The 26,958-nt window shown below is 70.9% G+C and carries 24 protein-coding genes; 9 read left to right on the top strand and 15 right to left on the bottom strand.

Annotation, left to right across the window (positions count from 1 at the left end; translation table 11 throughout):
* From EFK50_RS10975 to EFK50_RS10965, 3 genes are all read left to right on the top strand, one after another.
* A complete protein-coding gene (locus tag EFK50_RS10975; RefSeq protein ID WP_246004126.1) occupies nucleotides 1-858 on the top strand; it encodes a L,D-transpeptidase family protein in 858 nt (285 codons plus the stop codon).
* Nucleotides 859-924: 66 nt separating this feature from the next.
* Nucleotides 925-2,208, top strand: a complete 1,284-nt coding sequence (locus EFK50_RS10970; RefSeq protein ID WP_123227592.1) for an isochorismate synthase — start codon at nucleotides 925-927, stop codon at nucleotides 2,206-2,208.
* A 118-nt stretch (nucleotides 2,209-2,326) separates the two neighbouring features.
* A complete protein-coding gene (locus tag EFK50_RS10965; protein ID WP_123227591.1) occupies nucleotides 2,327-3,142 on the top strand; it encodes a hypothetical protein in 816 nt (271 codons plus the stop codon).
* A 57-nt stretch (nucleotides 3,143-3,199) separates the two neighbouring features.
* Here the strand turns inward: EFK50_RS10965 and EFK50_RS10960 are convergent, their stop codons facing one another.
* Nucleotides 3,200-3,838, bottom strand: a complete 639-nt coding sequence (locus tag EFK50_RS10960) for an MBL fold metallo-hydrolase (RefSeq protein ID WP_123227590.1) — start codon at nucleotides 3,836-3,838, stop codon at nucleotides 3,200-3,202.
* A gap of 57 nt (nucleotides 3,839-3,895) precedes the next feature.
* Here EFK50_RS10960 and EFK50_RS10955 point away from each other — a divergent pair, with 57 nt between their 5' ends.
* The gene (locus tag EFK50_RS10955; RefSeq protein WP_123227589.1) at nucleotides 3,896-5,389 is read left to right on the top strand and encodes a flavin-containing monooxygenase; all 1,494 of its coding nucleotides are present in this window, start codon (nucleotides 3,896-3,898) and stop codon (nucleotides 5,387-5,389) included.
* 92 nt (nucleotides 5,390-5,481) lie between these two features.
* Nucleotides 5,482-6,105 carry a LysE family transporter gene (locus EFK50_RS10950; protein WP_123227588.1) on the top strand — a complete coding sequence of 208 codons (624 nt, stop codon included), beginning with the start codon at nucleotides 5,482-5,484 and terminating at the stop codon, nucleotides 6,103-6,105.
* Nucleotides 6,106-6,185: 80 nt separating this feature from the next.
* Here EFK50_RS10950 and EFK50_RS10945 read toward each other — a convergent pair whose 3' ends face one another.
* From EFK50_RS10945 to EFK50_RS10930, 4 genes are read right to left on the bottom strand one after another with little or no spacing between them, the layout of a single operon-like run.
* Entirely contained in the window at nucleotides 6,186-8,048 is a 1,863-nt protein-coding gene (locus EFK50_RS10945) for a Na+/H+ antiporter (RefSeq protein WP_123227587.1), read from the bottom strand.
* Between the two features lie 40 nt (nucleotides 8,049-8,088).
* Nucleotides 8,089-9,684, bottom strand: a complete 1,596-nt coding sequence (gene menD, locus EFK50_RS10940; RefSeq protein ID WP_123227586.1) for a 2-succinyl-5-enolpyruvyl-6-hydroxy-3-cyclohexene-1-carboxylic-acid synthase — start codon at nucleotides 9,682-9,684, stop codon at nucleotides 8,089-8,091.
* Nucleotides 9,681-10,643 (bottom strand): o-succinylbenzoate synthase, encoded by a 963-nt coding sequence (locus EFK50_RS10935; protein ID WP_123227585.1) that lies wholly within the window; start codon nucleotides 10,641-10,643, stop codon nucleotides 9,681-9,683. The genes menD and EFK50_RS10935 overlap by 4 nt, the downstream gene beginning before the upstream one ends.
* Complete coding sequence (locus EFK50_RS10930) at nucleotides 10,636-11,664, bottom strand: AMP-binding protein (RefSeq protein ID WP_246004125.1); 1,029 nt, start codon at nucleotides 11,662-11,664, stop codon at nucleotides 10,636-10,638. Before EFK50_RS10930 ends, EFK50_RS10935 begins: the two co-directional genes overlap by 8 nt.
* Nucleotides 11,665-11,706: 42 nt before the next feature.
* Between EFK50_RS10930 and EFK50_RS10925 the strand changes: the two genes are divergently transcribed.
* Nucleotides 11,707-12,585 (top strand): 1,4-dihydroxy-2-naphthoate polyprenyltransferase, encoded by an 879-nt coding sequence (locus tag EFK50_RS10925; RefSeq protein ID WP_123227584.1) that lies wholly within the window; start codon nucleotides 11,707-11,709, stop codon nucleotides 12,583-12,585.
* Nucleotides 12,586-12,647: 62 nt separating this feature from the next.
* Here the strand turns inward: EFK50_RS10925 and cds1 are convergent, their stop codons facing one another.
* Both cds1 and EFK50_RS10915 read right to left on the bottom strand, forming a co-directional pair.
* Nucleotides 12,648-13,781, bottom strand: a complete 1,134-nt coding sequence (gene cds1 / locus EFK50_RS10920; RefSeq protein ID WP_246004124.1) for an L-cysteine desulfhydrase Cds1 — start codon at nucleotides 13,779-13,781, stop codon at nucleotides 12,648-12,650.
* A 4-nt stretch (nucleotides 13,782-13,785) separates the two neighbouring features.
* On the bottom strand, nucleotides 13,786-14,052 hold the full coding sequence (locus EFK50_RS10915; RefSeq protein ID WP_183407767.1) for a DUF4229 domain-containing protein: 267 nt from the start codon (nucleotides 14,050-14,052) through the stop codon (nucleotides 13,786-13,788).
* A 40-nt stretch (nucleotides 14,053-14,092) separates the two neighbouring features.
* Between EFK50_RS10915 and EFK50_RS10910 the strand changes: the two genes are divergently transcribed.
* A complete protein-coding gene (locus EFK50_RS10910; RefSeq protein ID WP_123227582.1) occupies nucleotides 14,093-14,350 on the top strand; it encodes a hypothetical protein in 258 nt (85 codons plus the stop codon).
* Nucleotides 14,334-14,813, top strand: a complete 480-nt coding sequence (locus EFK50_RS10905; RefSeq protein WP_123227581.1) for a glutathione peroxidase — start codon at nucleotides 14,334-14,336, stop codon at nucleotides 14,811-14,813. Before EFK50_RS10910 ends, EFK50_RS10905 begins: the two co-directional genes overlap by 17 nt.
* Before the next feature lie 26 nt (nucleotides 14,814-14,839).
* On the opposite strand, the gene EFK50_RS10900 is transcribed toward EFK50_RS10905, so the two are convergent.
* From EFK50_RS10900 to hemL, 8 genes are all read right to left on the bottom strand, one after another.
* A complete protein-coding gene (locus tag EFK50_RS10900) occupies nucleotides 14,840-16,831 on the bottom strand; it encodes a putative Ig domain-containing protein (protein WP_123227580.1) in 1,992 nt (663 codons plus the stop codon).
* 114 nt (nucleotides 16,832-16,945) lie between these two features.
* A complete protein-coding gene (locus EFK50_RS10895) occupies nucleotides 16,946-18,955 on the bottom strand; it encodes a putative Ig domain-containing protein (RefSeq protein WP_123227579.1) in 2,010 nt (669 codons plus the stop codon).
* Between the two features lie 97 nt (nucleotides 18,956-19,052).
* Nucleotides 19,053-20,057, bottom strand: a complete 1,005-nt coding sequence (gene ccsB, locus EFK50_RS10890; protein ID WP_123227578.1) for a c-type cytochrome biogenesis protein CcsB — start codon at nucleotides 20,055-20,057, stop codon at nucleotides 19,053-19,055.
* Nucleotides 20,054-21,694, bottom strand: coding sequence for a cytochrome c biogenesis protein ResB (gene resB / locus EFK50_RS10885; RefSeq protein ID WP_123227577.1), 1,641 nt, complete (start codon nucleotides 21,692-21,694; stop codon nucleotides 20,054-20,056). Before resB ends, ccsB begins: the two co-directional genes overlap by 4 nt.
* Nucleotides 21,694-22,458, bottom strand: a complete 765-nt coding sequence (locus tag EFK50_RS10880) for a cytochrome c biogenesis CcdA family protein (RefSeq protein ID WP_221177354.1) — start codon at nucleotides 22,456-22,458, stop codon at nucleotides 21,694-21,696. Before EFK50_RS10880 ends, resB begins: the two co-directional genes overlap by 1 nt.
* Nucleotides 22,455-23,036 carry a TlpA family protein disulfide reductase gene (locus EFK50_RS10875; protein ID WP_123227576.1) on the bottom strand — a complete coding sequence of 194 codons (582 nt, stop codon included), beginning with the start codon at nucleotides 23,034-23,036 and terminating at the stop codon, nucleotides 22,455-22,457. Before EFK50_RS10875 ends, EFK50_RS10880 begins: the two co-directional genes overlap by 4 nt.
* A 2-nt stretch (nucleotides 23,037-23,038) precedes the next feature.
* Nucleotides 23,039-23,785 carry a histidine phosphatase family protein gene (locus tag EFK50_RS10870; RefSeq protein ID WP_123227575.1) on the bottom strand — a complete coding sequence of 249 codons (747 nt, stop codon included), beginning with the start codon at nucleotides 23,783-23,785 and terminating at the stop codon, nucleotides 23,039-23,041.
* Nucleotides 23,782-25,122 (bottom strand): glutamate-1-semialdehyde 2,1-aminomutase, encoded by a 1,341-nt coding sequence (gene hemL / locus EFK50_RS10865; protein WP_123227574.1) that lies wholly within the window; start codon nucleotides 25,120-25,122, stop codon nucleotides 23,782-23,784. Before hemL ends, EFK50_RS10870 begins: the two co-directional genes overlap by 4 nt.
* A 267-nt stretch (nucleotides 25,123-25,389) precedes the next feature.
* Here hemL and EFK50_RS10860 point away from each other — a divergent pair, with 267 nt between their 5' ends.
* On the top strand, nucleotides 25,390-26,637 hold the full coding sequence (locus EFK50_RS10860; RefSeq protein ID WP_123227573.1) for a lytic transglycosylase domain-containing protein: 1,248 nt from the start codon (nucleotides 25,390-25,392) through the stop codon (nucleotides 26,635-26,637).
* The last annotated feature ends 321 nt before the right edge of the window (nucleotides 26,638-26,958 follow it).

Below are 26,958 nucleotides of genomic sequence, written 5' to 3'. Positions count from 1 at the left end.
GTGACTGAAGTTAAGTGTGGGGCCAGTGTGGCGATGTTCGTCGTGCTGCTGCTGGCCGTGGGCGCACTCGGGTACGGCGTGGCAGCAGCGACCGGCCAGCTGGACGGCCGCGCCAGTGCGGCCGCGGTGCCCGGACCCACTCCGGCGGTCCCCACGATCGCCCACCCGGAACCGTCGCGCCCGGTCACCCCGGTGGTCCCGGCCGACCCGCCTCCCCCGCCGGTGCTCGAGCCCGGCGACACCGGCCCGCAGGTGCGGGCCCTGCAGTCGCGGCTCCGTGAGCTCGCCTGGTTCTCCGGCAAGGTCACCGACTCCTACGGCCCGAAGACCACCGCCGCAGTGAAGGGCTTCCAGGGCAAGCGCGGGCTGCCGAAGCTCGGGTACGTCGACGCAGCCACCATGAAGCGGCTCAAGGCGATGACCCGCACCCCCACCAAGGACGACCTGGCCAACCGGATCAGCGACGGCACCTGGACCAACGCCCCGCTGGACGCCCGCTGCCGGACCGGCCGGGCGCTGTGCATCGACAAGACCAGCCGGACCATCCGGTGGGTGGTCGACGGCCAGGTGCGGAAGACGATGGCGGTGCGGTTCGGGTCGTCGTACACGCCCACCCGCGAAGGTCTGTTCCACATCGAGAGCAAGTCCCCGAATCACGTCTCCAGCCTGTACGGATCGGCGATGCCGTTCGCGATGTTCTTCTCCCGCGGCCAGGCCGTGCACTACTCCTCGGACTTCGCCGCCACCGGCTACTCCGGGGCCAGCCACGGCTGCGTGAACGTCCGCGACTACGACGGGCTCCAGGCGCTCTTCGACCAGGTCCGGGTCGGCGACAAGGCCGTCGTCTACTGGTCGTGACGATCACACCGGGAATGTGGCGGGCGTCGCGGCGCAGCCAGGGGTGACGGCGTAGGCTCCGTCATCGTGACGAGCACTCCGAGCGCCGCGACGCCGACCTCCCTCGGCCGACTCGTCGCACGGTCGATCGAGGTCGCCGACCCCGGTCCGCTGCTCGACCTGCTGCCCGAGGACGCGCCGACGGCCTGGCTGCGGCGCGGCGAGGGCATCGTCGGCTGGGGCGTCGCCGCCTCGGTCCGCACCTCCGGTCCGGAGCGCTTCGACGCAGCCGTCGACTGGTGGCACCAGGTCTCCGCGAGCGCCGTCGTCCGCGACGAGCTCGCCGTGCCGGGCAGCGGCCTGATCTGCCTCGGCAGCTTCGCCTTCGCCGACGACCCGGGCGACAGCGTCCTGATCGTCCCCAAGGTCGTCGTCGGCCGGCGCGGCGACCGGACCTGGGTGACCGTGATCGGCGACGACGAGGTCAGCCCGCCGCCGGACCTGGTCGCCCAGCCCGAACCGCGAGCACCCGGCGAGGTCGTCTTCGCCGACGGCAGCGTCGGCGGGACCGCCTGGGAGGCGGTCGTCGCCCAGGCCGTGCAGCGGATCAACGCCGGCGAGCTCGAGAAGGTCGTCCTGGCCCGCGACCTGATCGCCAGCACCGAGGCTCCCCTGGACGTCCGCTGGCCGCTGCGCCGCCTCGGCAGCGAGTACGAGATGTGCTGGACCTTCCACGTCGACGGCCTCTTCGGCGCGACCCCGGAGCTGCTGGTCCGGCGCGAACGCGGTCTGGTCACCTCCCGGGTGCTGGCCGGCACCATCCGTCGTACCGGCGACGACGAGCGCGACCTCGCCCTGGCCGCCACCCTCGCCCGCTCCTCGAAGGACCTCGAGGAGCACGAGTACGCCGTCCGGTCCGTCGCGGACTCGCTGGCCCCGCACTGCACCTCGATGAACGTGCCCGAGTCGCCGTTCGTGCTGCACCTGCCCAACGTGATGCACCTGGCGACCGACGTCGCCGGCGTCGTCCCGGACACCGACTCCTCGACGGTCCTCGAGCTGGCCGCCGCCCTGCACCCGTCCGCCGCCGTCGGCGGCACCCCCACCGACGTCGCGGTCGCGATGATCAGCGAGATCGAGGGCATGGACCGCGGCCGGTACGCCGGCCCGGTGGGCTGGATGGACGCCTCCGGTGACGGCGAGTTCGGGATCGCGCTGCGCTCGGCCGAGTACGGCCCGGGACCGAACGGGACCGGACGGGTCCGGCTCTTCGCCGGCTGCGGCATCGTCGCCGAGTCCGACCCGGAGTCCGAGCTGGCCGAGGCGCAGGCGAAGTTCGTCCCGGTGCGGGACGCCCTCGCCGGCCGCTGAGGTCGCTGGGGTCCGGCCGTCCTCAGAAAAGATCGGGCACTTCTCCGATTCACCCGCGGGAAGGATGCACCCGCGCCAGGATGAGCGTGCACCTACAACCTGCTCGGGAGGAACAAGCATGCGCAAGCTCATCGTCGTCGCCGTCACCGCGGCACTCGTCCTGGTCCCACTCACCGCTGAGGCCAAGACCAACGCCAAGAAGGCCTACGGCGTCACCGCCACGGTCAGCGCCACGACCAGCGAGGTCGGCAGGACCGTCAAGGTCGCCGGCAAGGTCGTCGGCAAGGGCGCCGCCGGCAAGAAGGTCGACATCCAGCGCAAGAACGGCGCCGGTCGCTGGGCCACCGTCGCCCGGGCCAAGGTCTCCAAGCGGAACCTGTACGTCGCCCGGGTCAAGATGACCAACGGCGGCAAGACCTCGATCCGGGTGATCATGCCCGCCACCAGGTCCGCCCGCACCGGCGTCAGCGCCGTCCGCAACGTCACGACCTACCGCTGGCTCTCGATGGTGCAGCAGTCCGCCATCGTCAGCGGCGGGATGATCCACGACACCACGGGCAAGATCAAGGGCACGTCGTACCCGCACTCGATCGCCCTCCTGGGTGGCGGCATGGTCGTGAAGGCGAACAAGCTCTGCACCCGGTTCTCGACCACCCTCGGCTTCGACGACAGCAGCACCGTCGCGCCGGACTCCACGTTCGGAGCAAGCTTCGGAGACCCGACCACCGGAGGCCCCATCGTGGACAAGACCGTCAAGGCGGGCGAGCGGATCCCCGTCCAGGCAGCCATCGGGTCGATGGTCTACTTCGCCGCCTTCGGGGGCACCTCCAGCTCGACGCCCCAGTACCCGATCATCGGCAGCCCGCGGCTGTACTGCGCGGCCGACGCACTGCCGACGGTGCGCCCCAGCGAGATCGACCTGATCGTCAGCTGAACCACGACCGTCAGCAGGCCCCGGGCTTCCAGCCCGGGGCTTGCTGCATTTCCGGCACTACAGCTCCGTGCCGGCCGGCAGCCGTCGGTACTCCTGCTGCCGTGGAGCCAGGAACCTGCCCAGGTGCGCGTCGACGATGCCGAGACCGGCGTCGCTGTAGACCGCGTCGTGGATGGCGACCGACAGCGGCGCCCCGACCTCGCGGGCGTAGTCGATGCACTCGGAGACCTTCATCCACGGTGCGCTCACCGGCAGCAGCAGCACGTCCGGTGCGGCGGGCAGGGTGGTCAGCGCGTCGCCCGGGTGGAAGACGGTCCGATCACCCACCTCGAGCAGGTAGCCGCTGTTGTCGAAGTGCGGCAGCTCCGGATGGATGATCGCGTGCTTCTCGCCGACGGCGGTGATCGCCGTGCCGCCGAGGTCGAAGCGCTCACCCGCGGCGACCACGCGGACCCGCTCGGCCACCGCGGGTGACGCCGCGCGGATCTGCTCCGCCACCGCGGCGATCGTGTAGATCGGCGCATCGGTCGCGGCCAGCTGCTCGGCAGACCAGTGGTCGGCGTGCTCGTGGGTGATCAGGATCGCGGTCGCGCCGTCGACCGCGTCCCGCTCGGTGAACATCCCCGGGTCGAGGACGATCACCTGACCGGAGGCCTCGATTCTCACGCAGGCATGCCCGTGCTTGAAGATTCGCATGCCCTCAGACTATGGTCGTGACCACTATTGAACTTAGTTCAAGAAGGAGTGGGGCAGATGACCGACCACGACGTGATCATCGTCGGCGCGGGTTTCGGCGGCATGGGCGCGGCGATCAGCCTGCGACGCCTCGGCTACGAAAACCTCCTGATCATCGAGCGCGAGGACGACCTCGGCGGCACCTGGCACGTGAACCACTACCCCGGTCTCGCGGTCGACATCGCCAGCGTCACCTACTCGTACTCGTTCGAGCCGAACCCGCACTGGAAGAACTGGTTCGCCCGCGGCGCAGAGCTCAAGGCGTACGCCGAGCACGTCGCCGACAAGTACGACCTGCGCCGGCACATGGTCTTCGGGGTCCGTGCCGAGGGAGCCCGCTGGGACGACGAGGAGAAGCACTGGGTGGTCACCACCGCCCCGGTCGCCGGCGGCTCCTCGGCCACCCGTACGGCGCGGTTCCTGATGACCGCGACCGGCTTCCTCTCCCAGCCCAAGCTGCCCGACATCGAGGGCGTCGAGGACTTCGCCGGCACCGTCATCCACACCGCCAAGTGGGACGACTCGGTCGACCTCGACGGCAAGCGGATCGGCGTCATCGGCACCGGCGCGACCGCCGTCCAGCTGATCCCGCAGATCGCCAAGCGGGCGGCGGCGCTGACCGTCTACCAGCGCACCCCGATCTGGGTGACGCCGAAGAACGACTTCAAGATCCCCAAGCCGGTGCAGGCGATGTTCGCCGCGGCACCGGTGACGCAGCGGGTCGCCCGGGCCGCCAACGGCGCCTGGCTGGAAGGGATGATGGTGACCGCGGTCCTGCACTACAAGCAGGCCAAGTTCCTCAACAACGGAGCCGCGGCCCTGGCGAAGGCGCACCTGCGCCGGCAGGTCAAGGACCCGGAGACCCGGCGCAAGCTGACCCCGGACTACAGCTTCGGCTGCAAGCGGCCGACGTTCTCCAACGACTACTACCCGACGTTCAACAAGGAGCACGTGGCGCTGGAGACGACCCCGATCACGAAGATCACGCCGACCGGGATCGTCACCTCGGACGGGAACGAGACCCCGATCGACGTCCTCGTGCTGGCCACCGGCTTCAACCTGTGGGACACCAACTTCCCGGCTTTCGAGGTGATCGGCCGCGAGGGCCGCGACCTCGGCAAGTCCTGGCGGCAGACCGGCTACCACGCCTTCGAGGGTGTCACCGTGCCCGGCTTCCCGAACTTCATCAGCCTGAACTCGCCGTACTCGTACTCCGGGTTGAGCTACTTCATGACCATCGAGGTGCAGATGCGGCACCTGGAGCGGCTCTTCGGCGCGCTCCGCGAGCAGGACGCCGGGACGTTCGAGATCTCCGCCGAAGCCGACGCCGAGTTCCTGGGGCACATGCTGGAGCGGATGGACGACACCGTCTTCAACCAGGGGTCCTGCTCGACCGCGCGCAGCTACTACTACACCAACGAGGGTGACGCCGTGCTGCTCCGGCCGACCTCCTCGCGCAACGCACGCAAGGCCGTCGAGGCGTTCCCGCTCGAGGACTACACCTTCGCCTGAGCGGTACCAGACCTACCGGTCTTGAGGCGCGGGCGCAGGCCTGCCTCGAAACCCCTTTGCGCCGGTCAGGGTCGGGGCGGGAGGATCTCCCGATGCTCGACGTCCTCCTCTCCGGCTTGGTGACCGGCTACGCGATCGCCGTACCGGTGGGGGCGGTCGCCGCGCTGATCATCACGCTCAGCGCCCGGACCTCCTGGCGGGTCGGTGCCGCCGCGGGCCTCGGTGTCGCGACCGTGGACGGGGTCTACGCCGCCATCGCCGTGGTGGCCGGGCAGGCCGTCGCCACCGCTCTGGAACCGATCGAGTCCGTGCTGCAGGGGGTGGCGATCGCGGCCCTGCTGATCCTCGCCGCCCTGACCCTGGTGCACGCCCTGCGTCCGGCCTCCGCGGACGAGGACCGGAACGGCCGGACCTGGACGCCGCTACGAGCCTGGCTGACCTTCGTCGGGATCACCGCGGTCAACCCGGCGACGGTGGTCTACTTCGCGGCGATCGTGCTCGGCGGCAGCGTCGACATCGACGGGCCGGTCGAGGGGATCGTGTTCATCGCGGCGGCGTTCGCGGCCAGCGCCAGCTGGCAGGTCTTCGTCGCCAGCATCGGGACCGGACTGGGTCGCTGGATCACCGGCCCCCGAGGCCGCCGTACGACGGGAGTGGTCGCCGCCCTCGTCATCGCGGCCCTCGCCCTCAAGCCACTGTTGAGTGGGCCCTCATAACCGTCGAACGGGCCCCTAGTGCCGTCGTGCTCAGCGACTGAACGCAAACTACGGCCTACTCGGCGGTTCTTCGGGCCCCTTCAACCGGTGAGCTCGTGGACGAAGCACCAGCGCCAGGTCTCACCGGGTTCGGCGGAGCGCATCACCTCGTGGCCGGTGCTGTGGAAGTGGCCGGTGGCGTGCTTCTGCGGGGACGAGTCGCAGCAGCCGATGTGGCCGCAGACCAGGCACATCCGCAGGTGCACCCAGGCCGACCCCATCCGGACGCATTCCCCGCACTCGCCGGGGGTGTCCGGCTCGACCGGCGGCCGGGGCAGCCTCAGGTCGTCGCAGTCGCCCTCGAACGCGATCGGCGTACCGGAAGCCTTGACGCGTTCGCGTTCCCGTTCGGAGTAGTCGAGCATCGACTCCTCGACATCGAGCATCGCCAGCACCTCTTCCACCACCTCGTGGGCCACCGTCCCGGTCGACCTGATCTCCAGGACCCGGGCCCGCTCGGCCTCGATCATGACCTGCCTGCGGCGGGCGTAGATCTCGCTCGGCGTCTCCGCCTGGGCCGCGCCGACCCGCTCCCAGGCAGCGTAGTCCCGGTTGCGGACCCGCTCCCGGATGGTTTCGCTGACTTCGTGCGGGTCCTCCTCGTCCAGGCAGTCCAGCGCGGCGAGCCCGGCCTGGGAGGCCTGGTGCAGCAGGTTCGCGCGGGACAGCGCGTCCGCGGTCGGGTCCGGGGACGGCACCCGCAACCGCTTCGCCAGCCACGGCAGCGTCATCCCCTGGAGGAAGAGCGTGCCCGCGGTGACCGTGAACGCGATCAGCAGCAGCACCTCGCGGTGCGGCATCGAGGTGGGGATGATGAACGCCGCCGCCAGGGTCACCACGCCGCGCATCCCGGCCCAGCCGAGCAGCAGGGTGTAGGTCCACGGCGGCTTCTGCCCGGTCTGGCCGTCGGCGGACGGGCGCACGATCAGGTAGCGGGCGGCGAAGACCCAGACCACCCGCAGCACGATCACGGCGACCAGGGTGAGGGCGCAGATCAGCGCGATCCTGCCGCCGCTCAGGTCGTCGTCACCGGCGTCGGTGATGATCGTCCGTGCCTGCAGGCCGATGAGCAGGAAGACCGAGCTCTCCAGCAGGAAGGCGATGCTGCGCCAGTTCATCCGCTCCGCGATCCGGGACTGCGCGGTCTGGATGATCGGTGCCTTGTGACCGAGCAGTAGCCCCGCGACGACGACGCTGATCACGCCGGATGCGTGGATCTCCTCGGCGGTGACGTACGCCGCGAACGGGGTCACGAACGAGAGCCCGCTGTCGAAGACCGGGTCGGTGACGTGCTTGCGGATGTAGCCGATCACGACGAAGAAGAGCAGCCCGATCAGCAGCCCCCCGCCGGCTGCGCGGCCGAAGTCCTCGGCGATCTCCTGCCAGGTGACCACGCCGATAGCGGCGGCCAGTGCCGTGCGTAGCGCGACCAGGGCGGTCGCGTCGTTGAGCAGCGACTCCCCCTCCAGGATCGTGACGATCCGGCGCGGCAGTCCGATCCGCCGGCCGATGGCGGTCGCCGCAATCGCGTCCGGGGGTGCCACGACGGCGCCGATCGCGAAGGCTCCGGCCCAGCCGACGTCCGGGAGCAGGGCGTGCACCAGCACCCCGACCCCGGCGGTGGTGAACGCCACCAGGCCGACCGAGAGCAGCAGGATCGAGCGCCGGTTGGCGTTGAAGTCGACCAGCGAGGTCTGCAGGGAGGCCGCGTAGAGCAGCGGCGGCAGCAGACCGAGGAGGACCACCTCCGGGTGCAGCTCCACGTCCGGGATGAACGGCAGGAACGACCCGATGATGCCGACCGCGATCAGGGTCAGCGGCGAGGACAGGTTGAGCCGGGCGCAGACGGCCGTGGTCGCGAGGACGGCAGCGACCAGGGAGACGAGGGTGACGACGAGGTCCACCCGCGGAGCCTATCGAGCGACCTGCGGGATCACGGCCTTCCTATCCGGCCAGCCCGCGGATCCGCGCATCCAGGTCCCGCCGGTTGTCGCGGCGCAGCGTCGCCTCGACGACCTCGATCCCGCTGTTCGGGCTGGCCAGGGCGTGCTCGAGCTCGCCGAGGTTGTCGACCTTCCAGTGCGGCACCCGCAGACCGTTGCAGAGCGAGGCGAGGTCGACCCCGTGCGGCGTCCCGAAGAGCTTCTCGAAGCGATCCCCGTACGGCGCGGCGCCCTGCTCCAGGGTCGCGAAGATCGAGCCGCCGTCGTCGTTGGCGACCACGATCGTCAGGTCGGGACGTTCCTCGACCGGGCCGATCACCAGGCCGGTGAGGTCGTGCAGGAAGGTCACGTCGCCGACGTACAGGATCGCGCGCGCAGTGTGCGGCCGGCCGAGGACGGCGCCGATCGCGGTCGAGACGGTCCCGTCGATCCCGGCCAGGCCGCGGTTCGCGATGATCAGCCGCCGCTCGCCCACCGGGTAGGCGCCGGCCATCAGGTCCAGGTCGCGGATCGGGTTGCTCGCCCCGATGTGCAGCAGGCCCTCGGCCGGCACCGCGCGGTGCACCGCCCCGGCGACCTCGTACGGCGTCAGGCCGGGCTCGCTCGCCACCAGCGCATCGATCCGGCCGGAGAGCGACCGGTCCGCCTCCTGCCACGCCGCCAGCCAGGCCGGGTCGGCCTGCGACTCGACCTCGAACGGGCCGTCGTACTCGACGACGACGGGGTGCGGGCGCTCGGCCCAGCGCCCGCGGGCCCGGCGCGAGATCACCTCGATGCCGTCACGGGCGAGCAGCCGTTGCACCGGCCGCGACAGGGTCGGGGCGCCGTACACGATGGCGCGCTCGATCCGCTGACCGAGCTCGGTGCCGAGCAGCAGCCGGTAGCTGCGGATCACGTTCGGCCCGTTGCGCGCGCCGCTGCTGGGCTCGGCGAGCAGCGGCCAGCCGGCGGCCTCGGCGAGCACCCGCGGCCCCGGGCCGGTGTCGTCGCCGGCGACCACCACGGTGGCCCGGCCCTGCTCCAGCGGGTACGGCGTCCCGCGGACCCAGGGCTCCCGCTCGGGCGCGGTCGCGGTCGGCACGAAGACGTCCTCGGGCAGCAGCGGCTCGTCGAACTGGACGTTCAGGTGCACGGGACCCTCGCCGAGTCCGACCAGGCCGAACCGGAGGTCGTCGGGCTCGACGACGTCGACCGCGGAGGCCGCCGCGGTGCCGAAGATCCCGACCTGGTCGGTGGTCTGGTTGGCCAGCGTCCCGCGCAGCCACTCCGGCCGGTCCGCGGTGACCGCGATCAGCGGGATGCCGGCGTGCGCGGCCTCCATCATCGCGGGGTGCAGGTTCGCGGCGGCCGTGCCCGACGTGGTCACGATCGCGACCGGCACTCGGGAGGTCTTGGCGATCCCGAGCGCGAGGAAGGCCCCGGTGCGCTCGTCGATCCGGGTGTGCAGGGCGAGCGCGCCGGTGGCAGCCGCGTCGGCCAGGGCGAAGGAGAGCGGCGCGTTGCGGGAGCCGGGCGCCAGCACGGCGTGGCGCACGCCGACGCCGATCAGCGCCTCGACGCAGGCGCGCGCGAGCTCGGTCGCGTTCTGGGAGGTCACGAGGACTGATCCTGCCCGAGTCCGGCAACCTCGGCGATCCGGGCACGCCAGTGCGCGTCGCGTTCCGGGCCGGCCGACCAGGTCGCGAGCGCGGTCAGGTCGACCTCGGGGCGGATCACCGGGAGCTCGCCCGCGACCGGGAGCAACGGGGGCGCGACCACGTCGGCGGCCAGCAGCTGCACGGTGGCCAGACCGCATGCATGATCCAGCGACGGCAGCGCCGCCGCGAGCGCGAGCCCGGCCGCGATCCCCACGCTCGTCTCCAGGGCGCTGCTCACCACCACCGGAAGCCCGATGTCCTCGGCGATCCGCAGGCACGCACGCACCCCGCCGAGCGGCTGCACCTTGAGCACGGCGATGTCGGCGGCGTCGAGGTCGCGCACCAGGTAGGGGTCCTCCGCGCGGCGGATCGACTCGTCGGCGGCGATCGGCACCCCGACCTTCCGGCGTACGGCGGCCAGGTCGTGCACGCTCGGCGACGGCTGCTCGACGTACTCGAGCCCGCCAGCGGCGCGGTCCAGCACCGGGATCGCCGCGATCGCGTCCTCGGCCGACCAGCCGCCGTTGGCGTCGATCCGGATCAGTCCTTCGGGTCCGAGCGCGTCCCGGACCGCCTCCAACCGGGCCTGGTCCTCGGCAAGCGACTGACCCGGCTCGGCCACCTTCACCTTCGCAGTCCGGCACCCGTTCGACGCCAGCACGATCTCCCGGGCGCGCTCGGGAGAGCAGGCCGGCACGGTGACGTTGACCGGGATGCTGGTCCGCCGCGGCTCCGGCCAGCCGACGTCGGCAGCCTCGCGGGCGGCGGCCAACCAGGGCGCGGAGGTGGCGGCGTCGTACTCGAGGAACGGGCTGAACTCGCCCCAGCCGGCGTCGCCGCGCAGCAGCATCCCCTCGCGGACGTCGATGCCGCGGAAGCGCGTCGTCAGCGCGAGGGAGTAGGTGTAGAGGTCAGCCATCGGTCGCCAGCCGCTTCAGGGCGAGCCGGTCGGGCTTGCCGTTGGGGAGGCGGGGGATCTCCTGGACCAGGACCAGCTGACGTGGGGCCCAGGAACGCGGCTCGACGGCGTCGCGCAGGTCCGCCAGCGTGATCGGGTCGTTCGGCTCGACGACCGCGACCACCCGCTCCCCCCACTCGGGGTCCGGGACCCCGACCACCACGACGTCGAGGACCCCGTCGTCGACGGCGATCATCGCGGCCACCGCCTGAGCAGGCACCTTCACACCGCCGCTGATGATCATGTCGTCGGTACGTCCGTCGATCCGCAGGCGTCCGTCCTCGGCCCAGTGCCCGAGGTCGTGGGTGATCAGCCACCCGTCGCGGAAAGCAGCCTCCGTGCGCTCGGGCTCGTCCTGGTAGCCGTCGAAGAGCATCGGCCCGCGCAGCAGTACCTGGCCGTCGTCCTCGATCCGGATCTCGACCCCGTCGAGCGGGACGCCGTCGTACACGCAGCCGCCGCAGGTCTCGGACATTCCGTAGGTCTGCACGATCGCGAGCTGCATCGTCTCGGCCTCGGCGCGAACCGCCGGATCGAGCGGCCCACCTCCGACCAGGATCCGGGTGAACCGCGACAGGTCCTGGACGTCGAAGCCGTCCTTGAGCTGGCGGTGGAGCTGAGTCGGGACCAGCGAGACGTAACGGCGGTCGGCGTCCATCCGGCGCCAGACCGACTCGAAGTCGTCCCACTCCTCGAAGACCACCGGCTCCGTCCCCGCCACCACGCTCCGGTACAGCACCTGCACCCCGGCGACGTACGTCGGCGGCAGATTCAGCACCCACTGCCCCGGCCCGCCGAGACGCTCCTGGGTCGCCAGCGCCGAGGCCCGCATCGCGTCGCGCGACAACATCACCCGCTTCGGCCGCCCGGTCGACCCGGAGGTCTCGATCACCATCGGAGCCGGGTCCTCGGCGGCGTCCCAGTCCCGCAACAGCGCGAGGATCCCCTCGGCGTCGCCGGACACGGGCCACAGACTGCTCACACCCCCGAGGCTAGCGAGCCGGTTCCCTGACAGAATCCCCCCATGCCCACAACTGCACAGTGGATCGAAGGCGCCCGCCCGCGCACCCTGCCCGCGGCGGTCGCGCCGGTCCTCGCCGGCACCGGCATCGCGGCGTACGTCGACGAGGCCGTCTGGTGGAAGGCCGGGCTGGCGCTGCTGGTCTCGCTGCTGCTCCAGGTGGGCGTGAACTACGCCAACGACTACTCCGACGGGATCCGCGGCACCGACGACGACCGGGTCGGACCGCTGCGGCTGGTCGGCTCCGGACTGGCCAAGCCGGATGCGGTCAAGGCCGCCGCCTTCCTTGCGTTCGGCGGTGCCGCGGTCGCCGGTCTCGCGCTCGCGGTGAGCACCTCCTGGTGGCTGGTGCTGGTCGGTGTGGTCAGCATCCTGGCGGCCTGGTACTACACCGGCGGGAAGAAGCCGTACGGGTACCTCGGGCTCGGCGAGGTGATGGTGTTCGTCTTCTTCGGGCTGGTCGCCGTCCTGGGCACCGTGTACGTGCAGCTCGAGGACATCCCCGGAGCCGCCTGGTGGCCGGCGGTCGGCGTCGGCGCGATCGCCTGCGCCATCCTGGTGGCGAACAACCTGCGCGACATCCCCACCGACGCGATCGCCGGCAAGCGGACGCTGGCGGTGAAGCTCGGCGACCGCCGTACCCGGATCTTCTACGTGCTGCTGACCTCGACCGCCTTCGCGGTGCTGTTCGCGCTCGCCGCGCACACCACCTGGTGGGCCTGCCTCGGCTTCCTCGGGTTCGTGCCGCTGCTGCGCGCCGAGCTGATCGTGCTGAAGGAGCGCGCCACCGGACCGGGGCTGATCCCGGTCCTCCAGCTCACCGGCGTCGGCGAGCTGCTGTACGCCGCCGGGATCTTCGCGGGACTACTGATCGGGCGCTGAGACTGCGGGCGCGTCAGGACGTCTCGACAGGCTCGACGTCCGAAACGCGAGCTGCGGGCGCGTCAGGGCGTCTCGACGTCCGAGGTGGGCTCGGTCCACCGGCCGGTTTCGTAGAAGTTCTCCAGGGTCGCCAGGTACGGCGCGATGTCGAGGTCGTGCTCGGCCAGCCAGGCGTCGTCGTAGTAGGTGTGCGCGTACCGCTCGCCGCCGTCGCAGAGCAGCGTCACCACCGAGCCGGTCTCGCCCGCGGCGTGCATCTGGGCGACGAGCCGCAAGGCTCCCCACATCGCGGTCCCGGTGGATCCGCCGACCGAGCGGCCGGTGATCCGCGAGGTCCAGCGCATCGCCGCGATCGAGGCGGCGTCGGGCACCGAGACCATCGCGTCCACCACCGACGGCAGGAACGACGGCTCCACCCGCGGCCGGCCGATCCCCTCGATCCGCGAACCGATCCCGGTCTCGTACGACGGATCGCCGCTCGTCCAGCCCTCGAAGAACGCCGAGTTCTCCGGGTCGACCACGCAGACCCGGGTGTCGTGCCGCTGGTAGCGGACGTACCGGCCGATGGTGGCCGACGTGCCTCCGGTGCCGGCGCCGACGACGACCCACGCCGGGATCGGGTGCCGCTCGGCGGAGAGCTGGTCGAAGATCGACTCGGCGATGTTGTTGTTGCCGCGCCAGTCGGTGGCCCGCTCGGCGTAGGTGAACTGGTCGAGGTAGTGGCCTCCGGTCTCGGCCGCGATCCGGCGGGCCTCGTCGTAGATGGCGCCGGCGTCCTCGACCAGGTGGCAGCGACCGCCGTGGAACTCGATCAGCGCGATCTTCTCCGGCGAGGTGGTCGCCGGCATCACCGCGACGAACGGCAGCCCCAGCAGCCGGGCGAAGTAGGCCTCGGAGACGGCCGTCGACCCCGAGGACGCCTCGGTGATCGTGGAGCCCTCCCGGATCCAGCCGTTGCAGAGGCCGTAGAGGAAGAGCGAGCGCGCCAGTCGGTGCTTCAGCGACCCGGTCGGGTGGACGGACTCGTCCTTCAGGTAGAGGTCGATCCCCCAGGACGGCGGCAGTCCGAAGACGTGCAGGTGGGTGTCGGCCGAGCGGTTGGCGTCGGCCTCGACCCGGCGGATCGCCTCGTGCAGCCAGGTCCGGTCACCCTCGGCTTCGGCGGTCCGGCAGCAGCCGTCGTCGCTGGCCTCCACGACGTCAGTCCGAGTCCTCGGACGTCTTCAGCTCCTCGAACCGGGCGCTGGCCCGGGATGCCCGCGCCTCGACGCTCTGCGCGAACCGCTCCCGCGGACCCTCGAGCAGCCGGAGCGACAGCAGCGAGGAGAGCACCGCCCCGATCACGAACGACCAGACCCCGACCTGGGTCGAGGCGCCGAAGATCAGCGTGGCGATGCCCGCGACCACCGCCCAGCAGGCGATGAACAGGGCGATCCGGAGGACGGTGTAGACCACGAAATGCTTCACAACGGACAGGATATTCCCGTCCGCTCTATAGGCTGGCATCGTGATCAGGTTCGTGCTCGTCCTGCTGCTCCTCGCCGCCGCGCTGTACGGCGTCTTCTGGGCGATCGACCGCAGGAACTCCGGAGGCGCCGCCGGACCGGCACGCCCGCTCCCGCGCGGACCGGTCGGACCCGACGACGACGAGGCGTTCCTCCGCGACCTCGACCGTGACGCCCGCCGCTCGCGCCCGGACCCGGCCCCGAAGCCCGACCCCACGCCCGACCCCACCTCCCAGGAGACCCATGACCACCCTGAGTGACTTCAGCGCCAACACCCTGACCGGCCAGGAGCAGGATCTCGCGGCGTACGCCGGCAAGGTCGTCCTGGTCGTCAACACCGCCTCTAAGTGCGGTCTGACCCCGCAGTTCGAGGGCCTGGAGGCGCTCTACGAGAAGTACGCCGACCAGGGCCTGGTCATCCTCGGCTTCCCGTGCAACCAGTTCGCCTCCCAGGACCCGGGCACCGCGGAGGAGATCGGCGAGTTCTGCACCAAGAACTACGGCGTCACCTTCCCGATGTTCGAGAAGATCGACGTCAACGGCAAGGACGCGCACCCGCTCTACAAGTGGATGAAGAGCGAGCAGGGCGGCGTGCTCGGCATGATCAAGTGGAACTTCACGAAGTTCCTGATCGGCCGTGACGGCAAGGTGATCGAGCGCTACGCCCCGACCACCACGGTCGACAAGTTCGAGGCCGACATCGAGAAGGCGCTCGCCTCCTAGGACCTGCCCGCGGGGTCGGTCCTGGCTCAGGCTCCGACGCTGAGGGAGAACGTCCGGCTGATCACCTTCCCGGACGCATCGGTCACCTTCACGGTGAACGAGGAGAAGCCGGTCTTGGTCGGCGTACCGCTGATCGTGCCGCCGCTCGACAGGGACAACCCCAGCGGCAGCTTGCCGCTCGCCAGCGCCCACCCGTAGCCCGGCTTGCCCCCGGTGGCGACGAGCGTGACGGCGTACGGCGTCCCGACCTTGCCCTTCGGCAGCGCCGAGGCCGTCAACCAGCTCAGTGCCGGCCCGACGGTGATCGACACCGTGCCGGTCGCGCTCTGGGATCCGCTGGTCGCCTTCGCGGTGAACGTGTACGTCCCGGCCTTGTACGGCTTCCCGGACAGCAGCCCGGTCTTGCTCAGGCTCACCCCCGAAGGCAGCGTGCCCGCAGCCTTAGTCCAGGTGTAGGCACCGGTACCTCCACCCGCGACCAGCTGCTGCGACAACGCCGCACCGACCGACCCGGAGGCCGACTGAGCGGCCACCGTCACCGGCGGCGGAAGCACCGGCGGCGTGACCCCCAGGCTGATCCGGTAGGTGCCGACGGAGCCGTAGTTCGAGTAGCTGCCCGGCTGGGAGGCGGCGCCCTGGCCGCCGCCCTGCACGATCACCTTGTAGGTCCCGCCGGCGGGCGGCGTGGTGAAGGTGACCGACGCGTTCATCCCGCCCGCCTCGACCTCGGACAGCCAGGTCGTCGGCGGGTTCGCGGTCGCCACCGTGGTGAAGCCGTTCGTCACCTTGAGCTGGACGTCGAGGTCGGGGAACGGGCTGCCGTTGTCGACCGTCACGGTCACGGTCCCGGCCGCGGTGAAGGTGTAGGAGTCGACGTCCGTCGCCCGCGCCACGATGCCGTCGCGGGTCTGACCATTCGCCAGCGTGATCGCACCACCCTTGTCCTCGTCGACCCGGTACGGCGCCCCGGCGGCGATGAGCGCGACGTCGTCCTGCTTGTTGTTCGCGTCGGGGTACGACCCGCGCGACCACTGCGACACCGGCTGGTAGTAGCTGGTGCCCATGATCGGCGCCCACGGGTCCGAGCCGCGGTAGTAGTCGCCGCCGCTCTTCTGACCGTCGTGCAGCAGGCCGAACTGGTGCCCGACCTCGTGGGAGGCCGCCTCGCCGAGGTACTTGCCGTTCGTGGTGGCGCCCTTGCTGAAGATCCAGGCCGGCTGGCTGCCGGCGTGCGCGCTGCCGGCGTACTTCCAGGCGTTCGTGTAGGCGAGGCCGCCGCAACGGCACCTGTCGTACACCAGACCGCCGTTGGTGATCACCGCCCGCGTCCCGTAGGCCTGGTCGTTGGTGTCGGTCCGCTTGATCGCCGCCTCGCCCGGGTAGGCGGTGGTGACGTTGACGTCGAACGGCGCGTAGTCCTCCGCGACCACCTGCCATGCCTTCTGGATCTCGGTGAGCTCCGCGTCGGAGAAGTTCGTGCTGACGTCCGCGTCGATCGAGAACGGCTCGTAGCTGATCGGCGCGTTGCTCGAGTAGTAGTAGTTCCAGTTGCTGCTGGTGACCGTGCCGCCGCGGAAGTCGAGGTAGATGGTGCGGTTGGCACCGGGCTTCGAGCTGAGCGCGAAGGTCTGGTCGAGCGGGATCGCCTCGACGGCCGGTGTCGCGACCGGGCCCATCGAGGTGGCCGCCAGCCTGTTCTCGGCCGGCGTCGCGCGCGGCTCCGAGTAGAGGACGCGGCCGCACGGGTCGAGCCAGAGCGAGGTGTCCGACACCGCGCGGGTGCCGAGGTCGGGGACGTCGGCCGCATTGCGCTGGACCGCGGCCCGGAACACCGACGGAGTGAGACGTGCCACGTCGAGCGCACGGGCGGGCTTGCCCAGGACCGGGCCGCAGCCCGCCGGCGCCACGGCGCTCGGCGCCGCCGGGAGGGCCGTGCTCGTCGGCGTGACCGCTAGCGCGGCTCCGGTGGCGGCGAGGGCTCCGGCGATGGCGAGCGAGACGTACCTGCGGCGGTTCATGGGCGTGCTCCAGACGTCGACGTGCCGCCCCACGCGGCACTACCCCCGGGGTCGAAGGCTAGGCCCTGGCGACCTCGCGCGCCACGGGATTGAGACTTTCGACGGCGGCCGGCCTCAGGCTCCGACGCTGAGGTAGAACGTCCTGCTGATCACCTTCCCGGACGCATCGGTCACCTTGAGGGTGAACGACGCGTACCCGGACTTGGTCGGCGTACCGCTGATCGTGCCGCCGCTCGACAGGGACAATCCCTGCGGCAGCTTGCCGCTCGCCAGCGCCCAGGTGTAGCCGGGGGTGCCACCGGTGACGGCGATCGACACGGCGTACGGCGTCCCGACCTTGCCCTTCGGCAGCGTCGCCGCGGTGCCCCAGGCGAGGGCGGGGCCGACCGTGATCGTCACCGAGCCCGTCCCGCTCTGCGCACCGCTGGTCGCCTTCGCCGTGAAGGTGTAGGTCCCCGCCTTGTACGGCTTCCCGGACAGCAGCCCGGTCTTGCTCAGGCTCACCCCCGAAGGCAGCGTGCCCGCAGCCTTGGTCCAGGTGTAGGCACCGGTGCCACCACCCGCGACCAGCTGCTGCGACAACGCCGCACCGACCGACCCGGAGGCCGACTGAGCGGCCACCGTCACCGGCGGCGGAAGCACCGGCGGCGTGACCCCCAGGCTGATCCGGTAGGCCCCGAGCGAGCCGTAGTTCGTGTAGCTGCCGGGAGACGTCCGGATGCCCTGGCCGGCGCCCTGCACGGTCACCTTGTACGTCGCCCCGGCGGCCGGGGTGGTGAAGGTGACCGAAGCGTTCGTCCCGCTCGCCTGGTACGCCGACAACCGGACCGTCGGCGGGTTGGAGGTGGCGACGACGGAGCTCCCCTTGGTCACCTTGAGCAGCACGTCGAGATCCGGGAACGGGCCCGCGTTGTCGACCGTGATCGTCACGGTCCCCGCCGCGGTGACGGTGTAGGAGTCGGTGTCCGTCGAGCGGGAGACGATGCCGTCGAGGCTCTGCCCGTTCGCCAGCGGCACCGGACCGGACTTGTCCTCGTCGGTGCGGAAGGGCGTCATCGCCGCGATCTTGGCGACGTCGTCCTCGGCGTTGTTGGCGCGCGGGTACTGGCCGTGCGACCACTGCGAGAGCGGCTGGGTGTAGCTGGAGCCCATGATCGGCGCCCACGGGTCCGAGCCCGAGTAGTACTCGACGCCGTCGACCCCCGAGGTGCCGTCGTGGTTGAGCCCGAGGGTGTGGCCGGCCTCGTGCGCCGCCGCCTCGCCCACGTACTTGCCGTTCTTGGTGGTGCCGTTGGAGAAGACCCAGATCGGCTGGAGGCCGTCGTGGCTGGTGCCGACGTCGTCGAACGAGCCGACGTACGCGATCCCGCCGCAGCGGCACTTGTCGCGGATCGGGCCGCCGTTGGTGATCGCGACCCGGGTCCCGTAGGCCGCGTCCGCCGAGCTCGTCCGCTGGATCGCGGCCTCGCCGGGGTACTGGGTGGTGACGTTCACGTCGAAGGGCGCGTAGTCCTCGGCGACCACCTGCCACACCTTCTGCATCTCGGTGAGCTCCGCGTCCGAGAACGTGCTCAGGTCACCGTCGATCGAGTACGGCTCCCAGACGATCGGGGCACCGTAGACCTCGCCGTAGGAGTAGTTCCAGATGGTGCCGGTCACGGTGCCGCCGGTGAAGTCGAGGTAGATGGTCCGGTTCGAGCCGGGCTTCGAGTTCAGCGTCAGCGTCTGGTCGAGCGGCACGCTGCTGAACGCCGTACCGGGGGCCGAGGCGACCGCGCCCATCCCCTCCTCGGCGAGAGCGACCTGCGCGGGTGTCGCGACCTTCTCGGCGTAGTAGGCCCGCGCGCACCGGTCGAGCCAGAGCGTCGGGTCCGTCGCCGCCCGGGTCTCGAGATCGGGGACGGTCGTGGCGTTGCGCTGGATCGCGGTCCGGAACAAGGACGGCGACAGCCGCGCCACGTCGGCAGCCCGGGCCGCCTGGGTCACGACCGGTCCGCAGCCCGCCGGGACGATGCCGGACCGTGCTGCCGGGAGAGCCGTGCTCGTGGGCGCGACCGCCAGGGCGGCACCGGCCGCGGCGAGGGCGGCGGCGAGGGTGAGCGAGACGTACCTGCGGAGGTTCATGGGCGTGCTCCAGAAGTCGGCGTGCCGCCCCACGCGGCACTACTCCCCGAGGACGACGGTAGGGCCTCCCGGCCCCGCGCGCTACCGGATCGGCGACCTACGCGTAGGAGTGCTGGCTGCCCGATCCGAAGAAGAAGTTGATCCCGACGAAGTTGAACCACAGCGTCAGCAGGCCGATGATCGCGATGATCGCCGCCGCGCGGCCCTTCCAGCCCGCGGTCGCCCGGGCGTGCAGGTACGCCGCGTAGACGACCCAGGTGATGAACGCCCAGACCTCCTTCGGGTCCCAGCCCCAGTAGCGGCCCCAGGCCGCCTCGGCCCAGATCGGCCCGGCGATCAGCGCGGCGAAGGTCCAGATCGGGAACGCGAACGCGTGCACCCGGTAGGAGAACCGGTCCAGCTGGACGAGCCCCGGGACCCGGTCCAGGTAGCCGACCCGACGCGGCGTCCGGTCGGGATCGCCCTGGTTCCGGAGCCAGCGCTCCTTGATCAGGTAGAGCACCGACGCCATCCCGCCGAGGGTGAAGGCACCGGTCGCGATGATCGCCGCGATCACGTGGATCACCAGCCACGGCGACTGCAGGGCGTCGCGGAGCTTGAAGACCGGGTCGTAGAGCAGCAGCGCGTCGAGCATCAGGACCACCAGCAGGAAGCCGGTGACCACGGGCGAGAGCCAGGCGAGCTTGAACCTCCGGTACAGCGCCAGGTAGCCGATCGTCACGACCAGGGACGCGGTCAGGGTGAACTCGTACATGTTGCCCCAGGGCACCCGGATCGGGTCCGCGGCCAGTCCGCGCGCCACCACGGCGACCAGGTGCACCCCGGCGGCGACCCCGGTCGCGACCAGGCCCCAGCGCGCGAACCGCTCCATCTTCTCGGTCGACTCCTGGACCGCGACCAGGGTGTCCGCGGAACCGGCGGAGGCGGTGCCTGCGGAGGCGGTGCCAGAGACGGCAGCCGCGTCGGCAGCCGCGTCGGCGTCCAGCGGCACGTTGCGTCCCGCCGCCCACTCGGCGAGGTGGGCGAGCAGGGCGATGAAGTAGAACGCCCCGCAGATCGCCACGGCCTGGTTGCTGAGCACCTCGAACTGGGCGTGGCTCATGCCTTGTCCTCCGACATCCGGTTCTCCAATTTCCCGGCGAGGTCGTCGACCACGCCGGAGAGGTCACCACCGGCCGAGCGATCCAGCCCGGCGACCTCGACGACAGTACGCCCGCCTTCCCGGCGGGCCGAGACCCAGATCCGGCGGGGCTTGATGAAGAGCGAGCCCAGCAGACCGAGCAGCGCGAGCACGACGCCCGCGAGTGCCACCCCGTCGGCCGGGTTCTTGCTGATCTGCAGCTTCACGAACCGGCTGACCCCGTTGAACGTGATGGTGCCCAGGCCGTCCGGCAGCGTCACCGTGCTCGGGATCAGCGAGCCGTCCGACTTGATGATGCCCTTGCCGGGAGCGAGGTCGACGCGGAAGTCCTTGCCGTCCTTCTGCACCGGCTTCATGTTGTCGGTGTTCAGCGCGTACACCGACTGCGGGATGCCGTCGTCGAGACCGAGGTCGCCGGCGTAGACCTGCATCGAGAGCAGCGGCAGCTTGGCGTCCGGGAAGACCGAGGTCGGTCCGGTCTCCATCGAGAAGCCGGTCGTCGGGTAGAACTCGCCGCGGAAGCCGAGCTGCTTCGGCGAGGCGTCCGGCACCTTGATCACTCCGGAGGACCGGAACATGGTGTCCTCCGGCAGGAAGATCACCGGACCGGAGTACTCGACGTTGCCCTCGGTGTCGCGCACGGTGATGTCGGGTGCGTAGCCGTGGCCGATCAGGAAGACCTTGGTGCCGTCGATCGAGAGCGGGTGGTTGACCGAGATCCGCGCGGTCTTCACCTCGCCGTTCGGCGACGACTTGTAGGACAGCCCGGCCGAGAAGTCGGTGGCCAGCCCGAAGTTGCGCTTGCCGGTGTCGAAGGTGACGTCGAAGTCGGTCACCTTGAACGAGAACGGCTCCAGGCTGCCCACGCTGAACAGGCTGCCCGGGGTGAACTCGTCGTACTGGCTGGAGACGTTGGCGAACTGACCGCCGGTGACCACCAGCACCCCGCCCTTGTAGCCGAGCAGCGAGCCGACCGCGAAGCCGACCAGCACGACCAGCACCGAGACGTGGAAGAGCAGGTTGCCGGCCTCGCGCAGGTAGCCGCGCTCGGCCGCGATCGAGCCGGTGCCGTCGACCGGTCCGGCCAGGTCGACCCGGTAGCCGCGGAGCGCCGCGCGGGCGTGCCGCAGGACCTCGTCGGGCTCCTGGTCGGTGGTGAACGTCCGGTGCTCCGGCAGCCGGGCCAGGTTGCGCGGCGCCTTCGGCGGCCGGGCCCGCATCGCGCGCAGGTAGACCCGCGTCCGCGGCAGGATGCAGCCGACCAGCGAGACCATCAGCAGGATGTAGATCGCCGAGAACCACGGCGAGCTGTAGACGTTGAACATCCCGAGCTTCTCGTAGATCGGGGTCAGCGACGGGTGCTGGTCGCGCCACCGCGCCGCGGCCAGCGAGTCGACGGCGTTCTGCGGCACCACCGAGCCGGGGACCGCGCCCAGGGCGAGCAGGAAGAGCAGGATCAGCGCGGTGCGCATCGAGGTGAGCTGGCGCCAGGTCCAGCGCAGGAACTCCCGCGGGGCCAGTGGTGCCACCGTCGCGGCGCGGTCGCGCGCGTTCTCGTACTGCGCGTCGTCGGGGCGCTCGTCCGGGGATTCGCTCATCAGACGCTCGGGGTGAAGCCGACGATGACGGAGGACCGCAGCTCGTCCACCAGGACGTCCCACCAGCCGGTGACGAGCAGCAGGCCGACGACGATCAGCATCAGGCCGCCGATCCGGGTGATCCAGGCCTGGTGCCGGCGGACCCAGCCGATCGCGCCGAGGGTGCGCCGGTACGCGATCGCGGCGATCACGAACGGCAGCCCGAGACCGAACGAGAAGATCAGGCTCAGCAGCGCTCCGCGCCCGGCGCTCGCCTCGTTGTAGGCCAGCGCGTTGATGGCACCCAGGGTCGGCCCGATGCAGGGCGTCCAGCCCAGCCCGAAGAGGACGCCGAGCATCGGCGCTGCCGCGAGCCCGACCGCCGGGACCCGGTGGAAGCGCCAGTCGCGCTGCATCCACGGAACGGCACCGAGGAAGACGACGCCGAGCAGGATCGTGAAGGAGCCAAGGACCACCGTGATCGGCCGCTGGTACTCGTGCAGCCAGCTCCCGACCGCGCCGAAGGTCAGCCCGTAGGAGATGAAGACGAACGAGAACCCGCCGATGAACAGCAACGAGCCGGCCAGCATCCGGCCGCGCCGGGCCGACTCCAGGTCGGCCCCGGAGAGCCCCGTCGTGTACGAGAGGTAGCCCGGCAGCAGCGGCACCACGCACGGGCTGAAGAAGGAGACCAGGCCGGCGACCAGCGCGACCGGGACGGCCAGCACGAGCGAGCCGTTGAGCGCGGTCTCCTGGAACCAGGTCCCGATCGAGAGGGCCGTCACTTGCTCACGTCCTCGATCAGGTCGACCAGCGTGCGCGCGCTGGTGACCTGGCCCATCACGCTCGCGGCGACCCGGCCCTGCTTGTCGATGATCACGGTGCTCGGGATCGAGTTCGGACTGAGGGTGCGGTGGAAGGCCAGCAGGTTCTCCCCGCCCGGGTCGTAGATCGAGGGGTACGGCACCTTCTGCGCGCGCTCGAAGGCACGGGCGTTGTCGGCGCTGGTGTCGCGGGTGTTGATGCCGAGGAAGACCACGCCCTTCGGCATCACCTCGTTGGCGGCTGCGGCCAGCTCGTCGGCCTCGGCCCGGCACGGCGGGCACCACGAGCCCCAGACGTTGATCACGATCACCTTGCCGGCGTACGACGACAGGGAGACCTCCTCGCCGTCCAACGTGGTCCCGCTGACCTCGCCGGGCTTGACCCGCTCGCCGACCGGCAGCCGGGTGATCACGCCCTCGCCGTCGATGTACCCCTTGTCACCGGTCGCGTCGAGACCGTCGAAGCCGACGCCGCAGCCGGCGGTCAGCAAGGCGAAGGCCACCGCGAGCAGCACGACGACGGAACGGGGACGGCGCATGGTCAGTCGGAGCTCTCGCTGTCGGCGCTGCGGGCGGGCGCCTGCGAGCCGGGCTGGGCGCTCAGGTCGTTCGGCTCGGTGACGGCACCGGTCACGAACCCGGTTCCCGACGAGAACGCCGCCTTGCGCTCGGCCTCGGGGATCATGTCGCCGGCCGGTTCGGAGTAGCCCACCGAGACCAGCTCGTCGCCCTCGAAGGTGAACGAGGTCAGGCTGGCCAGGGTGCACTGGCGCTTGCGCGGGTCGTGCAGGAAGCGGCGCTTCTCGGCGTGCAGCCGGCAGATCCAGATCGGCAGCTGGTGCGAGACCACCACCGCCTCGTGCCCGCGGGCGGCGTCCCGGGCGTCCTCGACCGCCGCCCACATCCGGGCCGCAACCTCGGCGTACGGCTCGCCCCAGGAGGGCTTGAACGGGTTCCACAGGTACTTCCACGCGGACGGCCGGCGCAGCACGCCGTCACCGACCGAGAACGGCTTGCCCTCGAAGATGTTGGTCGACTCGATGACCCGCTCGTCGGTGGCGATCTCCAGCCCGTGCGCCTTCGCGATCGGTCCGGCGGTCTCCTGGGCGCGCTCGAGCGGGGAGGCGACCACGTAGGTGATGTCCCGGTCGGCGGTGCGCTCGGCGACCCGCTCCGCCATCGCGATGCCGCGGTCGGAGAGGTGGAAGTTCGGCGCCCGCCCGTAGAGGATGCCCTCCGGGTTGTAGACCTCGCCGTGGCGGAGCACGTGGACGATCGTCGTGGTCATGCGGTGTCCTCCCCGGACGTCGTGCTGGTGGAGACGGCAGCCGCCGCGGCAGCGGCGACCGGCAGGGCGTCCAGCACCTGCTGGACGGCGCGGTCGTCGTGCGCCGCGGAGACGAACCACGACTCGAAGGCACTCGGCGGCAGGTAGACACCGGCGTCGAGCATCGCGTGGAAGAAGGCCTTGAAGGCCTCGGAGTCCTGGGCCTGCGCGCCGACGTAGTCACGGACCGCGGACCCGGCCACGGCGTCGCCGAAGAAGATCGAGAACATGTTGCCGTTGCTCTGCAGCCGGTACGGCGCCCCGGCTCGCGTCAGCGCCTCGGCGGCAGCGGCGGAGATGGTCGCCGCGACCTCGTCGACCCGGGCGTAGACGGCGTCGTCGGCCAGCCGGAGCGTTGCCAGACCGGCGGCCGTCGCGATCGGGTTCCCCGAGAGCGTGCCGGCCTGGTAGACCGGGCCCTCCGGCGACAGCATCGCCATCACGTCGGTGCGGCCGCCGAACGCGGCGGCCGGGAACCCGCCGCCCATCACCTTGCCGAAGGTCATCAGGTCCGGGACCCAGCCCTCGACCGCGCCGTCGACGCCCCACTGGCCGCGGGCGGAGACCCGGAACCCGGTCATCACCTCGTCGGAGATGAACAGCGCTCCGTGCCGCGTGCAGGTCTCGGCGAGGAACGCGTTGAAGCCGGGCTCCGGCGGCACCACGCCCATGTTGCCGGGCGAGGCCTCGGTGATCAGGCAGGCGATCGCGTCCCCGTGCTCGGCGAACGCGGCCTCGACCGCGGCCCGGTCGTTGTAGGGCAGCACGATCGTCTGGGCGGCCGAGGAGGCGGGGACGCCCGGCGTACTGCTGACGCCCAGGGTCGCCAGGCCCGAACCGGCCTGGGCCAGCAGCGAGTCCACGTGGCCGTGGTAGCAGCCTGCGAACTTCACCACGACGTCGCGGCCGGTGAAGCCGCGCGCGAGCCGGATCGCCGACATCGTCGCCTCGGTGCCCGAGCTGACCAGCCGGACCCGGTCGATCGGCGTCCGCCGGACGATCTCCTCGGCGAGCTCGACCTCGGTGGTCGTCGGCGTACCGAACGAGGTGCCGCGGGCGATCGCGGCACCGACCTCGGCCAGCACCTCCGGGTGCGCGTGGCCCAGAAGCATCGGTCCCCACGAGCAGACCAGGTCCACGTAGGACCGGCCGTCCACGTCGGTCAGCCAGGCACCGGCGCCGGACTCCATGAAGCGCGGGGTGCCGCCGACGGCCGCGAACGCGCGGACCGGCGAGTTGACCCCTCCGGGCGTGACGGCACGGGCACGCGCGAACCATTGCTCGGAGGTAGTAGGCACCCGCGCATTCTCCCCGACCGCCCCGCAGCCGGGCGAATCGTCCCGTCCAGGAACGGCGCGGGCGGGCCTGAAATTCGGCTAAGGAAGTTTCTTACCGAACCCGCCTCATGAATTCCGGGGAGGTCCGTCTCCTAGACACGCACCCCGCCGAACCTGTCCGAAAAAAAGAGAAATGGCCCGCCGTGACCCCTTTGGGGGATAATCGTTGGAGAGGGTGGCGTCCGATTTATCGCAATCGGACCTTTTAGACCAGGGAGACTCACCACGATGGCCGCAATCATGAACAGCCGTAAGGGCAAGGCAGTGACGCTCGTTCCGCTCGCCATGCTCTCGGCCGCCTGGACCTTGAGTCTCGTCGGCGTCAACAGTGCCGACGCCGCCCGCACCGACAGCACCCCGCTCCCCGACGGCGCGGCCGTGCCCAGCGAGGCGATCAAGGCTCCGGCCAGCGTGCCGATCCCCGGCGCGATCGCGCCCAGCGTCCCCGACGGCACCGCCGACTCGGTCGTCGCCGGTGCGTCCACCAGCGGCATCCCGTCCGCGGCCCTGTCCGCCTACCAGCGCGGATCCCAGATCATCAACGCTGCCGACACCACCTGCAACGTCCCGTGGGAGCTGCTCGCCGCGATCGGTCGCGTCGAGTCCGACCACGGCCAGTACGGCGGCAACATCCTCGGCAGCGACGGCATCAGCAGCCCCGGCATCTACGGCCCGCAGCTGAACGGCAAGAACGGCACCCAGGCGATCGTGGACACCGACGGCGGCCAGCTCGACAAGGACACCGTCTACGACCGCGCCGTCGGCCCGATGCAGTTCATCCCGTCGACCTGGTCGTCGGTCAAGGTCGACGCCGACGGTGACGGCGAGCGCAACCCGCAGGACATCGACGACGCCTCGCTGGCGACCGGCGTCTACCTCTGCTCCGGCGCCGACGACCTGTCGTCCCGCACCGGCCAGGAGGCCGCGGTCTTCCGCTACAACCACAGCCGCGCGTACGTCGACCTGGTGCTGCGGATCATGGAGGCCTACAGCCAGGGCGACTACAGCGCCATCCCGTCCGGGACCTACGGCGGCACCGTCTTCACCCCGAGCTACTCCTCGGCCATCAAGACCCGCAAGGCGCACCCGAACAAGCCGGCCAAGACGGTCACCCCGGTCACCCCGACCAAGCCGAAGCCCGGTACGTCGAACCCCGGCACCGAGAACCCCGGCAACGGCGGCGAGACCCCGACCAAGCCGACCGTGCCGACCAACCCGCTGACGGGCGTCACCGACACCCTCAACGAGGTCGTCACCGGCGTCACCCAGCCGGTCGTCGACACCCTGAACTCCCTGGCCGAGGCGCTGAACTTCTGCAACAGCCAGTTCGCCAAGATCCCGGACCCGCTCGGGTTGCTCACCGGCGCGAAGAACAAGTGCGCGAACCGAGTCGAGGGCATGACCCCGAACGACGCAGCGTCAGTCATCCCGAACACGCTGAACTCGATCCTCTCCTGGTTGGGGTTGGGCAAGTAAAGAGATGCACCCATGAGAACGGCCCCGACCAACCGGTCGGGGCCGTTCTCGTTTGCACGGAGTCCCCGAACCCGTCACCACGCCTCGACAAGCTCGACGTCCGGAGGGCGGGCCAGGCTGCGCGCACGTCACCGCGTCTCGACAGGCTCGACGTCCGACTGGGGAGGGCCAGGATGCGCGTAGGTCAGGGCGTCTCGACAAGCTCGACGTCCGGGGGCGGGCCAGACAGCGCGTAGGTCACCACGTCTCGACAAGCTCGACGTCCGGGGGGCAGAGACCCCACGACAAGCACGGGCCGTTCGGAGCTTTCCAGAACCCCCA

The sequence above is a fragment of the Nocardioides marmoriginsengisoli genome (assembly GCF_003725695.1).
GTDB lineage: Bacteria > Actinomycetota > Actinomycetes > Propionibacteriales > Nocardioidaceae > Marmoricola > Marmoricola marmoriginsengisoli.
This window is presented reverse-complemented; position numbering and strand designations above follow the sequence as displayed.

What these genes read in the sequence shown, in the direction of transcription:
- EFK50_RS10965 (WP_123227591.1), top strand. Translation starts at nt 2,327, where the DNA reads ATGCGCAAGCTCATCGTCGTCGCCGTCACCGCGGCACTCGTCCTGGTC.
- EFK50_RS10960 (WP_123227590.1), bottom strand. Translation starts at nt 3,838, where the DNA reads ATGCGAATCTTCAAGCACGGGCATGCCTGCGTGAGAATCGAGGCCTCC.
- EFK50_RS10955 (WP_123227589.1), top strand. Translation starts at nt 3,896, where the DNA reads ATGACCGACCACGACGTGATCATCGTCGGCGCGGGTTTCGGCGGCATG.
- EFK50_RS10950 (WP_123227588.1), top strand. Translation starts at nt 5,482, where the DNA reads ATGCTCGACGTCCTCCTCTCCGGCTTGGTGACCGGCTACGCGATCGCC.
- EFK50_RS10935 (WP_123227585.1), bottom strand. Translation starts at nt 10,643, where the DNA reads ATGGCTGACCTCTACACCTACTCCCTCGCGCTGACGACGCGCTTCCGC.
- EFK50_RS10925 (WP_123227584.1), top strand. Translation starts at nt 11,707, where the DNA reads ATGCCCACAACTGCACAGTGGATCGAAGGCGCCCGCCCGCGCACCCTG.
- EFK50_RS10905 (WP_123227581.1), top strand. Translation starts at nt 14,334, where the DNA reads ATGACCACCCTGAGTGACTTCAGCGCCAACACCCTGACCGGCCAGGAG.
- EFK50_RS10900 (WP_123227580.1), bottom strand. Translation starts at nt 16,831, where the DNA reads ATGAACCGCCGCAGGTACGTCTCGCTCGCCATCGCCGGAGCCCTCGCC.
- EFK50_RS10895 (WP_123227579.1), bottom strand. Translation starts at nt 18,955, where the DNA reads ATGAACCTCCGCAGGTACGTCTCGCTCACCCTCGCCGCCGCCCTCGCC.
- ccsB (WP_123227578.1), bottom strand. Translation starts at nt 20,057, where the DNA reads ATGAGCCACGCCCAGTTCGAGGTGCTCAGCAACCAGGCCGTGGCGATC.
- resB (WP_123227577.1), bottom strand. Translation starts at nt 21,694, where the DNA reads ATGAGCGAATCCCCGGACGAGCGCCCCGACGACGCGCAGTACGAGAAC.
- EFK50_RS10875 (WP_123227576.1), bottom strand. Translation starts at nt 23,036, where the DNA reads ATGCGCCGTCCCCGTTCCGTCGTCGTGCTGCTCGCGGTGGCCTTCGCC.
- EFK50_RS10870 (WP_123227575.1), bottom strand. Translation starts at nt 23,785, where the DNA reads ATGACCACGACGATCGTCCACGTGCTCCGCCACGGCGAGGTCTACAAC.
- EFK50_RS10860 (WP_123227573.1), top strand. Translation starts at nt 25,390, where the DNA reads ATGGCCGCAATCATGAACAGCCGTAAGGGCAAGGCAGTGACGCTCGTT.